A 13,389-nucleotide genomic window follows, 5' to 3' on the forward strand; every position below is an offset into this window, starting at 1 on the left:
CCTGTCCGGGCCGGGCGGCGGGAGACGTGGTCGGTGGATTCGCGTCGAACGCCAGGTGGTAACGGCTGTGACCTGGCCTGCGTCCCAAAATTTGTGTGGTCGACGCCACAGATGGTTCGCCCGGGTGCCGACATGAGTCGACCCCACTCGGTTGGCGGGTGATCGCCGTCGAGCGGGGTCGGTCGGGACGGTGGGGCTTGGCGCGGGTGGTGTCAGGCGACGCGAACCGGCACGGTCTGCCGGAGCCTGATCAGGCCGTCCCGGATGCGGGACTTGACGGTCGGCAGGGCGACGTCGAGATGTTCGGCGACCTCGCGGTAGGTGAGCCCATGGAAGTAGGCGAGCTCGATCGCCTGGCGCTGCAGCGGGGTGAGGGTTTCCAGGCCGGTGTGGATCAGGCGGGCGATCTCGCGTCGCTCCACCGATTCGCTGACCTCGTCGACCTCGCGGCCGGTGTCGGCGATGCCGTAGGCCACTGTCCGGCGGGTCGCCGCCGACTCCGATCGCACGCGATCGACCGCGCGCCGATGTGCGAGCGTGAGAATCCATGACAGTGCGGAGCCGGACGCGGGATCGTAGGCGTCAGCATTGCGCCAGACCGCCAGGAACGTCTCCTGGGTGGCCTCCTCGCTGTAGCCCGGATCGCGGAGGACACGCAGCGTCATGCCGTAGACCCGGTCACACGTCGCGTCGTAGAACTGCGCGAACGCGTCCATGTCGCCGGTGGCCACCCGGGCGAGGAGAGTGCTCAGTTCGGTGTCTTTCATCACGAAGCTCCTTGCCGCAGATGGATTGTCCCGCTCTCGGGGCTCACGTCGGGCGGCACTGCGCCGGGTGGCCGAGTTGCGATGTGTCCAACGCTAGGCCCCGCGCTGCGCAAAGTGATCATCGCGACACACAACGGGACGCTTTCGCAATACTTGGTAACGGGGAGATAACGGCGGCGCTCCTACCCTCCGAACCGCCGATGAGCTGGGATGTCGGCGCCGCGGAGTAGCCTGCTCGCCACGAGAGGAGCGTGGATGCCTGACGACACCACAACGATCGCCGACGGTCGTGCACGTTGCCTGTGGGCGGCGCGCGAACCGGAGACCACCTATCACGACACGGAGTGGGGGTTCCCGATCGCCGGTGACACGGCGCTGTTCGAGCGTGTCTGCCTCGAGGGCTTCCAGTCGGGTCTGAGCTGGCGGACGATCCTGATCAAGCGGGAGAACTTCCGTGCGGCGTTCGCGGGGTTCGACATCGAACGCGTGGCACGCTTCACCGAGGCCGACGTCGCCAGGCTGCTCGCCGACGCCGGCATCATCCGACACCGCGGCAAGATCGAGGCATCGATCAACAATGCTCGCCGGGCCGTCGAATTGATCGACGAGCAGGGGTCGCTGGAGTCCTATTTCTGGAACTATGCCCCCGCCGGGGACCACGTACCCGGTTCGATGACGACCTCGCCCGAGTCGCTCGCTCTGTCCAAGGACCTGAAGAAGCGCGGCTGGCGGTTCGTCGGTCCGACCACGATGTTCGCCCTCATGCAGGCAACGGGAATGGTCAACGACCACGCGTACGGCTGCGTGATCCGCGAGGACGTGGAAGCGGCGCTGCGCAAGGCGAGGCCGCACAAATTGTAGACAATCCGACAATGTGCCATCATCCCTGCATGACGGCCCAAATCGGCATCGGGATGGTGTGCCCGTTCGACATGGCTCTCGATCGTGAGCTGTGGCGGTGGATGCCGGATTCGGTGTCGCTGTACTTCACCCGCACCGGTTTCATCGACGCGCCGGTGGACGTGGAACTGTGCCGCGACCTCAACAACCACGCCGAGATCGCCGCCGCCGTGCGCGCCGTCTCGTCGGTCGGTCCGCGTTCCTTCGGTTACGCCTGCGCGTCGGGCAGCTTCGTCTACGGGATGGCCGGCGCGCTCGAGATCTCGAACTGCATGGTCGCGGCCGGCGCCGACCGGGCGGTGACGACGTCCGAGGCCCTGATCCGCGCCCTCGATGCGCTGAACGTCGGTACGCTCTCGGTCGCCACGCCGTACACCGCGTCCCTCACCGGCCTGCTGTGCGATTTCCTCGCCGAGTCCGGCCGGAGCGTCGTCGCCCAGGCGGGACTCGGGCGGAACTCCGAGATCTGGACCATTCCGTACCACGTGACCGCGGACCTCATACGCGCCGCGGACCACCCCGACGCCGACGCGATCTTCGTGTCCTGCACGAACCTGTGGACCTACGACATCCTCGCCGGGCTCGAAGCCGAACTCGGCAAGCCCGTCCTGTCGGCGAACCAGGTCACCGCCTGGGCGACCCTGTGCGACGCCGGGGTTCTCGGTGAGATCAACGGGCCCGACGGCTCGTCGGAAGGCCATGCGCAGACACTGTTTGCCCGTAGCATTGCCGCATGACCTCGAGCGCGGCGACATTCGGCGAAGCAGGCACCGCCAAGTACGTGAATCTGACGACCTACCGCAAGGACGGCACTGCGGTGACCTCGCCGCTGTGGGCGGCGCTCGACGGCGACCAACTCGTCATGTGGACCGTCGCGGATTCGTGGAAGGTCAAGCGTCTGCGACGCGATCCGCTCATCGTCGTGCAGGCCTGTGACGTCCGGGGCCACAAGACTTTCGGCGCACCGGTCAGCGGTACCGCCGAGGTGCTCGACGCCGCGGACAGCGGTCGCGTCAAGAAGGCCATCACCGACAAGTACGGACTCCTCGGCAAGATCACCATGCTCGGCAGCAAGCTCCGCCGGGGCGATCACGGCAGCGTGGGGATCGTCATCACGCCTACGGCGTAAAGGTCAGAAGCGCGCGGATGTCAACGCGGCGTCAACAATGACGCGAACCGCGTATGGAATGCGTTAAGAGCTCTTTCGCGGCCCGTCGGGCTGCGTGATTCTTCGACGTGGCCACCGAGTGGTGGACGTCGATGTGATCGGAGAGTGACTGCGTGGCGGATCTCGTGTACGTGCTGCTGGCCCTCGCAGGGTTCGCCCTGTGTGTGCTGGCGGTGCGGGCCCTCGATGTGCGGACCAGATCGTGACCGCCGACGGGGTGACCAACGTCGTGCTGCTGGCTTTCGCCGCCGCGACCGTGGTGTTCCTGCTCGTCGCGCTGGTGTTCCCGGAGAGGTTCTGACGCCGTGAACACAACTGTTGCGGGACTGCTGCAGGTGGCCGCGCTGGTCGTCATCCTCGCCGTCGCCTACGTCCCTCTGGGCGATCACATGGCACGCGTCTACACCGGTGAGAAGGACCTTCTCGTCGAGCGCGTCCTCTACCGGATGGCGCGGGTGGACCTCCGCCGCCAGCAGACCTGGGTGGGTTACGCCCTTGCGGTGCTGGCCTTTTCGCTGATCTCGTTCCTCGTCGTCTACCTGTTGCAGCGTCTGCAAGGGGAGTTGCCGTGGTCCGACGGCAAGTCCGGTGTGGCCCCGTCGATGGCGTTCAACACCGCCATCTCTTTCGTCAGCAACACCAACTGGCAGTCCTTCTCGCCCGAAGTCGTGATGAGCAACCTGACACAGATGCTCGGCCTCGCCGTCCAGAACTTCGTGTCCGCGGCGGTGGGACTGGCGGTCGCCATCGCGGTCATCCGCGGGATCGTGAGCCGCCGCGGAACCGGCGAGATCGGGAACTTCTGGGTGGACCTGGTGCGCGGATCGGTCCGAATCCTGTTGCCGCTCAGCCTCGTCCTCGCGACACTGCTGATCACCCAGGGGCTGGTGCAGTCCTGGCACACCGGGTTCGGCTGGACGACCCTCGACGGTGCCGATGCGCGGAGCATGCTCGGCCCGTTCGCCTCGCAGGAGGCCATCAAGGAACTCGGCACCAACGGTGGCGGGACACTGTCGGCGAACTCGGCACACCCGTTCTCCAACCCGACGCCGCTGTCGAACCTGCTGGAGATCGCCGCACTCCTGTTGATTCCGGTCTGCCTGACGCGCACCTACGGAAGGATGGTCGGCGACCGCCGGCAGGGACTGACGCTGCTCGGCGTGATGGCCGCGATCTGGTCGCTGATGCTCACGCTCGTGTGGATCTTCGAGAGCCGCACCGCCGGAGGCGCTTCCGCGGCCGCCGGGGCGATGATGGAAGGCAAGGAGGTCCGGTTCGGCATCCCCGGATCGGCGCTGTTCGCGGTGTCGACCACCGGCACGTCGACCGGCGCGGTGAACTCCGCGCACGACAGTTTCTCGGCGGTCGGCGGCGGCGCCGTCCTGTGGAACATGCTGCTCGGTGAGGTCGCACCCGGCGGTGTGGGATCGGGTCTGTACGGCATCCTCGTGATGGCGATGATCACCGTCTTCATCGGTGGTCTGCTCGTCGGGCGCTCGCCCACGTTCCTCGGTAAACGCATCGGACAGCACGAGATCACCATGGCCGCGCTGTACGTGCTGGTGATGCCGGCGCTCGTGTTGATCGGCACCGGGATCTCCATGATCCTGGGATCGACGACGCAGGCGCAGGGCAACAGCGGAGAGCCGGGCACTCCGGGCTCGATCCACGGGTTCACCGAAGTCCTGTACGCATACGCATCGGCGGCGAACAACAACGGCAGTGCGTTCGGCGGACTCACGGTGACCGGTGACTGGTTCCAGGCCTCGCTCGGCATGGCCATGCTCTTGGGCCGTTTCCTGCCCATCGTGCTGGTGCTCGCGCTGGCCGGGCTGCTCGCCCGGCAGACGCCGCGCGGCGGTGACGCCCGGTCCGGGGACCCCGCGCGACCGTCGGCCGCCACCGGGGACCGAGTCGGCGGCGCGTCGACCGCGGTTCTCACCGTCCCTGCCGACACCGCCACCGATGACGTTGCGGCGGATACGCGTTCGACCCTGCCCACCTCCGGACTCCTGTTCGGATTCCTTCTGACCGCGACCATCGTGCTCGTCGCCGGTCTCACCTTCTTCCCGGCCATGGCGCTGGGACCGATTGCCGAGGCACTGCTGTGACCACACAACTCGTCACCACCGACGATCCTGACAAGACGGGCGTCGTGGATCCCACCGACCCCGAGCCGACGCTGGTGTCGCGCGGCGCCTTCGACGTGCGTTCGCTGGTGACGTCGATGCCGCTGGCACTGCGGAAGCTCAGCCCGCGCGATCAGGCCCGGAACCCGGTGATGTTCGTCGTGTTCCTCGGAGCCGTCGTCACCACCCTGCTCGCGATGCTGCGGCCATCCTGGTTCAGCTGGACCGTCGCCGCCTGGCTGTGGTTCACCGTGCTGTTCGCCAACCTCGCCGAAGCCGTCGCCGAGGGACGTGGCCGGGCGCAGGCCGACAGTCTACGAAAGGTGAAGCGGGACACGGTCGCCCGTCGGCTCATCGCCGACGACGACGTCGCCGGGGTCGGGGCGACCCAGGAGGTGGCCGGCAGCGAACTGCGGATCGGGGACCTCGTCGTGGTCGAGACCGGCGAGATCATCGCCGGTGACGGCGACGTCGTCGACGGGATCGCCACCGTGGACGAGTCGGCGATCACCGGTGAGTCGGCGCCGGTCGTCCGCGAATCCGGTGGCGATCGCTCGGCGGTCACCGGCGGAACCGTGGTGCTCTCCGACCGCATCGTCGTCCGGATCACCACGGCGCCGGGGGAGACCTTCGTCGACCGGATGATCGCGCTCGTCGAAGGCGCCGCCCGAAAGAAGACCCCCAATGAGATCGCGCTGGACATCCTGCTGACGAGCCTGACGGTGATCTTCCTGCTCGCGGTCGTCGCCGTCGGGCCGATGCAGGAGTACGCCGGGCAGTCGCCCGATCCGGTGAAATTGATCGCGCTGCTGGTGTGCCTCATACCGACGACCATCGGCGCCCTGCTCAGCTCGATCGGCATCGCCGGCATGGATCGGCTGGTGCAGCGCAACGTCCTGGCCATGTCGGGACGCGCGGTCGAGGCGGCCGGTGACATCGACACGCTGCTGATGGACAAGACCGGGACGATCACCTACGGCAACCGCCGCGCCACCGACCTGAACCCGGCACCGGAAGTGTCCGTCGACGAACTGGCGCGTGTCGCCTGTCGGTGCAGCCTCGCCGACGACACACCCGAGGGCCGCAGCATCGTCGAGCTCTGCCGGTCCGCGTACGGCGTCACGACGGACGGCGGGGCCGACACGACCATCCCGTTCACCGCGCAGACGCGGATGAGCGGCGTGGATTCCGACGACGGTGGTGCACTCGTCGAGTACCGCAAGGGCGCCGCCGATGCGGTCGCCCGATGGGTCGCCGCCGGCGAGGGCACCGTCGACGACACCGTCGCCGCCGATGTGGAGCGGGTCTCGTCGGCGGGCGGTACACCGCTCGTGGTCGGGGTTCGCACCCACGGGCAACCGGCCCGGGTCATGGGTGTGATCGCGTTGTCCGACGTGGTGAAACCGGGCATGACGGCACGGTTCGCGCAGCTGCGCGCGATGGGCATCCGCACCGTGATGGTCACCGGCGACAACCCGCTCACCGCCCGGGCCATCGCGACCGAGGCCGGTGTCGACGACTTCGTCGCCGAGGCCACACCCGAGCAGAAGCTGGATCTCATCCGCTCCGAGCAGGCCGCCGGGCGCCTCGTCGCGATGACCGGCGACGGCACCAACGACGCACCCGCTCTGGCGCAGGCCGACGTGGGCCTCGCGATGAACACCGGGACATCGGCGGCCAAGGAAGCCGGCAACATGGTGGATCTCGACTCCGACCCGACGAAACTCATCGAGGTCGTCGGCATCGGCAAGCAGTTGCTGATCACCCAAGGTGCCCTGGCGACGTTCTCGCTCGCCAACGACCTCGCGAAGTACTTCGCGATCCTGCCCGCGATGTTCACCGCCGTCTATCCGCAACTCGACGCCCTGAACATCATGGGCCTGCATTCGGCGCAGTCGGCGATCGTGTCCGCGGTGATCTTCAACGCACTGATCATCGTGGCGCTCATCCCGCTGTCGTTGCGCGGCGTGCGCTACCGGCCGGACTCGGCGTCGAAGTTGTTGGGCCGCAACCTACTCGTCTATGGAATCGGTGGGGTGGTCACGCCGTTCATCGGTATCTGGCTGATCGATCTCCTCGTTCGTCTTCTTCCGGGAATGGGATGACGTCATGAACACAGTCTGGTCCGGCTTCGTCCGGCAATGCGTCGCCGCCGCGGGCATGATCCTCGGTCTCACGATCATCCTCGGTCTCGTCTATCCCGCTGCCGTGTGGGCGATCTCGCGGGTGAACACCGACGGGGCGGAGGGCTCGCGGGTGTTCGATACCGCGGGATGTGCGGTCGGCTCGACGCTGGTCGGTGTCGACCCGCAGGTCGAAGCGGGTGCGCCCGATCCGTACCTGCATGCGCGGGTCGTGGGCGCCCCGGGTGAGCCGATGGCGACCGGCGATCCGTCGGCGTCCGCGGCGACCAATCAGGGGCCCAACAGCGAGGTCCTGCTGACCAACGTCACCGCGCGTCGTGCGCTGATCGCCGAACGGGAGGGAGTGACCCCCGCTCAGGTGCCCGCCGACGCGGTGACCGGGTCGGGGTCGGGTCTCGACCCGCACATCAGTCCCGCCTATGCCGGGCTACAGGTCGCCCGGCTCGCGCGCGAGAACCGTCGGTCACCCGCGGAGATCGAGGCGGTCATCGACGCGCACACCGAGGGCAGACAGTTCGGATTCCTCGGTGAGCCCCGCGTGAACGTCCTCGAGGTGAACCTCGCGTTGGGGCACGCGCCGCCCGGCTGTCGCGCCCCGTGAGCGCGGTTAGACTCGGTCGATGACATCAGCGGTGACCGGGCACCACGATGGTCGCGGCAAGCTGCGGGTGTTCCTCGGTTGTGCGCCCGGCGTCGGCAAGACCTACGAGATGCTCGCGCAGGCCAGAACCCTTGTCGACGAGGGTGTGGACGTCGTGATCGGGGTCGTCGAATCCCACGGTCGGGTCGCGACTGCCGCTCTCGCGGAAGGTGTGGAGGTCGTCCCGCGCACCAGACGGCCCTACCGCGGGACACCGCTGGAGGACATGGATCTCGAGGCGGTGCTGGCTCGCCGGCCGCAGGTGGTGCTGGTCGACGAGCTCGCCCACACGAATGTCCCCGGGCTCCGAAACCGCAAGCGGTGGGAGGACATCGAGGAGTTGCTCGCCGCGGGGTTCGACGTCTACTCGACGATCAACATCCAGCATCTGGAGAGTCTGAACGACGTCGTCGCCCAGATCACCGGAGTGGTCCAACGGGAGACCGTGCCCGACGACATCGTGCGCGGTGCCGATGAGATCGAACTCGTCGACATCGATCCGCAAGCGTTGCGCCAGCGCCTGTCCGCGGGCAAGGTCTATCCGAACGGGCGGGTCGACGGTGCCCTGGCCAACTACTTCCGGCAGGGCAATCTCACCGCGCTGCGCGAGCTCGCGCTGTTGTGGCTCGCCGACCAGGTCGACGACAAGCTTGCGGATTATCGTGCGGCGCGCTCCATCACCGAGACCTGGGAAGCGCGTGAACGGGTCGTGGTGGCCGTCACCGGTGGCGCCGAATCGCCGACCCTGCTCCGCCGCGCGAGCCGGATCGCATCGCGGTCGAGCGCCGAACTGCTGGCCGTCCATGTGGTCAGGGGCGACGGGCTGACCGGTGCGGGCGTGGACCTCGCCGCGCTCAAGGAACTCGCGACGGGATTCGGGGCGCGAATCCACACCGTCGTCGGCGACGACATCCCGGACACGCTGCTGGACTTCGCACGTGGCGTCAACGCCACCCAGCTCGTACTCGGCACCTCGCGCCGACCGCGATGGCAGCGGATCTTCGACGAAGGCGTCGGCGCCGCCGTGGTGAGCGAGAGCGGCCGCATCGACGTGCACATGGTGACCCACGACGAGACGACCCGGCGGTCCCGACTAGACATCCGGGACACCCGCTTCCACCGGCCGTTGAGCTGGGTCTTCGCGGTGCTGGTCCCGGCCGCCGTCACCGGGGTGCTCCAGCTGCTCGACCCGTGGCTCGGTTTCGCCAGCCAATCGGCGCTGTACTTCGTTGCGGTGCTGGCGGTGTCGATGCTCGGTGGCATCCTGCCGGCCGCGTTGTCGGCGGTCATCTCCGGCCTTCTGCTGAACTACTTCTTCACCGATCCCAGGTTCACGTTCACGATCAGCCAGCCCGACAATCTGATCACCATCCTGGTCATGCTGTTGATCGCGATAGCGGTTGCCGTGCTGGTGGATTCGGCGACCGTTCGACGTGCACAGGCGCAGGACGCCGCCCGCGAGGCCGAACTGCTCGCGCTGTTCTCCAGCGTCGTGCTCGGCGGCGCCGACGTCCCGGTGCTGCTGGATCGGTTCCGGGAGACCTACGATCAGTCGGCCGTGTCGGTGGTACGGCGGACCTCGCGGGTCGGCCGGACGGTCGAGGCCGCGGTGGGCGACTCACCGCCGACGACCCCGGAGGACGCCGACACCGTCTGCGTCGTGCCGGGTGACGAGTTCGAACTGCTCCTGCGCGGGCCGAAGCTCGGGGCGCGGGATCGTCGCGTCCTGTCGGCCGTGGCCGGGCAGGCGGCGGGCGCCGTGCAGCGTCACGCCCTCGAAGCCGAGGCGGCGACGGCCGACGCGCTCGCGCGCACCGACGAGCTACGGCGGGCCCTGCTGTCGGCGGTCGGACACGACCTGCGGACACCGTTGGCCGCGGCGAAGGCGGCGGTGTCGAGCCTGCGCAGTGACGACGTCACCTTCAGCGCCGAAGACACCGCGGAACTGCTGGCGACCGTCGACGAGTCGGTCGACCACCTCACCTCGCTGGTGGGGAACCTGCTGGACTCCTCGCGGCTCGCGGCAGGGGCGGTCCGGCCGCAGCGGCAGCGGACCTTCCTCCCCGAGGTCGTGCATCGCGCCGCGGTGACGGCGGGGCGACCCGACCGGCAACCGGGCCCGGTCTTCGATCTCGAACATGCCTGGGCGTATACCGATCCCGGACTGCTGGAGCGTGCGCTGGCGAACCTCATCGACAACGCGCGCCGACACGGCGGCGGGCAGTTCGAGATCACCGCCCGGTTGACCCCCGCCGACCCGCCGCGATGCGTGATCCGGGTCGTCGACCACGGAACCGGTCTCCCGATGGTGGATCGAGACCAGATCTTCGTACCCTTCCATCAGAATGGCGACACCAGCGGCGCGTCGTCGGGGGTGGGCCTGGGGCTGTCGGTGGCGCGGGGATTCGTCACGGCAATCGGGGGCGTGCTGAGCGTCGAGGACACGCCGGGCGGTGGCGCCACCATGGTCGTCGACCTGCCCGCGACCGACGAGGATACGCACGCCGAGACCGAAGGGCCGACTCGATGAGCGCCGAGAAGACGCGGGTCCTGGTCGTCGACGACGAACCGCAGTTGTTGCGAGCCTTACGGATCAACCTCAACGCGCGTGGCTTCGCGGTGACGACCGCGGCCACCGGGGCCGCGGCGCTGACGGCGGCCGCGCGGGAGAACCCGCACGTCGTGGTGCTCGATCTCGGCCTGCCCGACATCGACGGTCTGACGGTTCTCGAGGGACTGCGCGGATGGACGACGGTGCCCGTCATCGTCCTGTCGGCGCGCACCGACGCTGCCGACAAGGTCGTCGCGCTGGACTCGGGGGCCGACGACTACGTCACCAAACCTTTTGGCATGGAGGAGTTCCTGGCCCGGCTGCGAGCTGCGCTACGGCGCGGAGCCGTGTCGAACGCGACGTCGAAAGCACCGGTCGTGGACGCGGGTGCCTTCGTCGTGGATCTGGCCGCCAAACAGGTGACGCGCGGGGAGGTTCCGGTCCACCTGACGCCGACCGAGTGGGGCATCCTGGAGATGCTGGTGCGTCACGAGGGAAAACTGGTGTCGCAGAGTGACATCCTGACCACGGTGTGGGGCCCGGGGTACCTGGGGCAGAGCAACTACCTGCGCGTCTACCTGGCGAGTCTTCGACGCAAACTCGAGGAGGACCCGGCGCACCCGCGGCACCTCCTGACCGAGGCCGGAATGGGCTACCGGTTCGTCCGTGGCGCACCGTGATCACGGCGTCGGAGATCCCGGTCGGTCTGTCGGAGCAGGCCGCGCTCGGTCCGCTGTGGGTGGACTGGCTGTCGCGTCTACCGGGCGCGGTCTCGGCGCTCCTGGACGAGTGGGGATTGCGTCGTGACGGCGACGAGTTGTGGCACGGGTTCGAGTCACTCGTCGTTCCCGTGCTCGACCGGCAGGGTGCGCGGGCAATCCTCAAGGTGGCCTTCGACGGTGACGACGAAGGCGCGCAAGAGGCACTGGGACTGCAACATTGGCACGGTCGCGGAGCGGTAAGCATGTTGCGCGCCGATCCGCGTCGTCGCGCGATCCTCCTCGAACGACTGACGCGACGCGATCTGACCACCGTCGACGATGACGAAGCATGCCGGGTGGTCGCCGGGCTCTACGGCCGGTTGCACGTCCCCGCGCCGGGGCGGCTGGCGCTCCTCACCACCCACCTCGAGCGCTGGCTCGACAGCCTGGCCGGCATCCCGCGGGACGCCCCGGTACCGCGACGGTTCGTCGAGCAGGCGCTGTCGGTCGGCCGAGACTTCCTGGCCGACACGGCCACGGTGGGTGTCATCGTGCACGGCGACCTGCACCACGAGAACGTCCTCGCCGATGCCGACGGCCGCTGGGTCGCCATCGACCCGAGCCCGATGTCGGGGGATGCGCACTACGAACTCGCCCCCATGCTGTGGAATCGCCTCGGCCCGCGCGTATCCGACGTTCGGTACGACATCCGCCGCCGCTTCTACACCATCACCGATGCGGCGGACCTCAATCCGGACCGGGCCCGCGACTGGGTCATCGTCCGGATGATCCTCAACGCGCACTGGGCGATCGAGGACGCCGACCGCGCGTCGCGCCCGCTCCGACCGGCCGACCGAGAGTGGATCACCACCTGCATCACCGTCGCGAAAGCGGTGATCGACTGATCCGTCGACCGTGCGCCGATTCTCGTTGACAGCGCGTCGAGGTCGAGGAGCCCTCCCTCCGCTGGTTGAGCCGGCACGTCTCGCTGGTTGAGCCGGCACCCCCCTCCGCTGGTTGAGGCGGCACCCCCCTCCGCTGGTTGAGCCGGCACCCCCCCTCCGCTGGTTGAGCCGGCACCCCCCTCCGCTGGTTGAGCCGGCACCCTCCTCCGCTGGTTGAGCCGGCACCTCCCTCCGCTGGTTGAGCCGGCACCCCCTCCGCTGGTTGAGCCGGCAACGAGCCGCTAGGCGAGTCGCCGTGTCGAAACCACCTGGTGACCCGAGAAACTCAACTACCGACAATCAGGCCGGCGTCATTCCGGACTGTCTCTGGATTTCGCTGCCGGCGTGACACGCCAGCTTGTCGGGCTACGCCTCCGCGAAGACATTGACTCGACGTACACATTTGCGGCGCTTTCGGGTTGGTCGGTTGAGGGCTGAGGTCGTTACGGGTTTGCCTGGTTACCAGGTGGTTTCGACTCGGCGCCTCGCTCCGCTCGGGGCCGGCTCAACCAGCGGGTGGGGGCGCCCCTCAACCAGCGGGTGGGGGACACACTCTGACGAGACTGGTGAGTGGTTTCGACACGGCGCCTCGCTCCGCTCGGGGCCGGCTCAACCAGCGGGTGGGGACGCCTCTCAACCAGCGGGTGGGGACACCCCTCAACCAGCGGGTGGGGACACCCCTCAACCAGGGGGTGGGCCGGGCGGAGAGGTGAACAAGCTCCCGAGTCCGGGAGCGTCGACCGTGAGCCCGGTGAGTCGGAGCCCCTCCCACGCGGTGACCTGATTCGCGGTCAGCACGGGTTTGCGGAACTTGGCTTCGAGGTCGACGACCCACATCGCGGTGTGCAATGCGGTGTCGGGGACCAGGATTGCTTGTGCCGAGCCGGAATCGGCGGCCGACAGCATGTCGAACAATCCGTCGCCGTCGAACATGCCTGCCTCGGTCGCCGTCCCGATGTCGTTGGCGCGCAGGGCCACCACCTCGACACCCGCGTCGGCGAGAAACCCGGTGAAGCGACTCGCCAGTGGTTCCGGATAGGTGGCGGCGATCGCGACCCGTGACAGACCGAGATGCCGGCAGGCCGCGGCGAAGGCCAGTGACGTCGACGACGCCGGACGGCCGGACTTTTCGGCGACATCGGCGGCCTGGCGTCGGGCACCGTCGAAACCGTAGACGAAGCTGCCCGAGGTGCACGCCCACATCACCGCCGATGGGTGGTGGGCCTGCGCTCGCCGCAGGCCGTCGAAGAGGCGGTCCTGCTCGCCGACCGCAGCCATGGCCTCGACGGTGTGGTCGTCGGAGTCCACCTCGGTGATCACGACCGGCAATCGGACCTCGGAGTGGGGCTCGGCAGTGCCGATCGCCGCCTCGATCAGTTCGAAGTCGTCCTCGGCTGCGTGGCCGGGATAGAGCATTGCGACGGTGGTTGTCACGCCCACACCTC

General features: G+C 68.4%; 12 protein-coding genes. 10 read left to right on the plus strand and 2 right to left on the minus strand.

All coding sequences use genetic code 11. The features are described from left to right. Positions 1-212 precede the first annotated feature (212 nt). Positions 213-767 carry an ECF RNA polymerase sigma factor SigK gene (gene sigK, locus AS181_RS01465; RefSeq protein ID WP_058249824.1) on the minus strand — a complete coding sequence of 185 codons (555 nt, stop codon included), beginning with the start codon at positions 765-767 and terminating at the stop codon, positions 213-215. 255 nt (positions 768-1,022) lie between these two features. Between sigK and AS181_RS01470 the strand changes: the two genes are divergently transcribed. The 10 genes from AS181_RS01470 (at position 1,023) to AS181_RS01515 (ending at position 11,905) form a co-directional block, all read left to right on the plus strand. Beyond that, on the plus strand, positions 1,023-1,628 hold the full coding sequence (locus tag AS181_RS01470; RefSeq protein WP_058249825.1) for a DNA-3-methyladenine glycosylase I: 606 nt from the start codon (positions 1,023-1,025) through the stop codon (positions 1,626-1,628). Positions 1,629-1,657: 29 nt separating this feature from the next. Then, a complete protein-coding gene (locus AS181_RS01475) occupies positions 1,658-2,404 on the plus strand; it encodes a maleate cis-trans isomerase family protein (RefSeq protein ID WP_058249826.1) in 747 nt (248 codons plus the stop codon). After that, positions 2,401-2,796, plus strand: coding sequence for a PPOX class F420-dependent oxidoreductase (locus tag AS181_RS01480; RefSeq protein WP_058249827.1), 396 nt, complete (start codon positions 2,401-2,403; stop codon positions 2,794-2,796). The genes AS181_RS01475 and AS181_RS01480 overlap by 4 nt, the downstream gene beginning before the upstream one ends. Before the next feature lie 241 nt (positions 2,797-3,037). Continuing rightward, entirely contained in the window at positions 3,038-3,136 is a 99-nt protein-coding gene (locus AS181_RS01485; RefSeq protein WP_058249828.1) for a potassium-transporting ATPase subunit F, read from the plus strand. 4 nt (positions 3,137-3,140) lie between these two features. Continuing rightward, on the plus strand, positions 3,141-4,946 hold the full coding sequence (gene kdpA / locus AS181_RS01490) for a potassium-transporting ATPase subunit KdpA (RefSeq protein WP_058249829.1): 1,806 nt from the start codon (positions 3,141-3,143) through the stop codon (positions 4,944-4,946). Then, positions 4,943-7,069: a potassium-transporting ATPase subunit KdpB gene (gene kdpB, locus AS181_RS01495; protein ID WP_058249830.1), complete on the plus strand. Its 2,127-nt coding sequence runs from the start codon at positions 4,943-4,945 to the stop codon at positions 7,067-7,069. Before kdpA ends, kdpB begins: the two co-directional genes overlap by 4 nt. A gap of 4 nt (positions 7,070-7,073) precedes the next feature. Then, entirely contained in the window at positions 7,074-7,709 is a 636-nt protein-coding gene (locus tag AS181_RS01500) for a potassium-transporting ATPase subunit C (protein ID WP_058249831.1), read from the plus strand. Between the two features lie 19 nt (positions 7,710-7,728). Beyond that, a complete protein-coding gene (locus AS181_RS01505; RefSeq protein ID WP_058249832.1) occupies positions 7,729-10,278 on the plus strand; it encodes a sensor histidine kinase in 2,550 nt (849 codons plus the stop codon). Continuing rightward, positions 10,275-10,979: a response regulator gene (locus tag AS181_RS01510; RefSeq protein ID WP_058249833.1), complete on the plus strand. Its 705-nt coding sequence runs from the start codon at positions 10,275-10,277 to the stop codon at positions 10,977-10,979. Before AS181_RS01505 ends, AS181_RS01510 begins: the two co-directional genes overlap by 4 nt. Then, positions 10,976-11,905, plus strand: a complete 930-nt coding sequence (locus AS181_RS01515) for an aminoglycoside phosphotransferase family protein (RefSeq protein ID WP_058249834.1) — start codon at positions 10,976-10,978, stop codon at positions 11,903-11,905. Before AS181_RS01510 ends, AS181_RS01515 begins: the two co-directional genes overlap by 4 nt. Before the next feature lie 720 nt (positions 11,906-12,625). On the opposite strand, the gene AS181_RS01520 is transcribed toward AS181_RS01515, so the two are convergent. Then, positions 12,626-13,378, minus strand: coding sequence for a maleate cis-trans isomerase family protein (locus tag AS181_RS01520; RefSeq protein ID WP_058249959.1), 753 nt, complete (start codon positions 13,376-13,378; stop codon positions 12,626-12,628). Positions 13,379-13,389 lie beyond the last annotated feature (11 nt).

The sequence above is a fragment of the Gordonia sp. SGD-V-85 genome (assembly GCF_001456905.1).
GTDB classification, from domain to species: domain Bacteria; phylum Actinomycetota; class Actinomycetes; order Mycobacteriales; family Mycobacteriaceae; genus Gordonia; species Gordonia hongkongensis.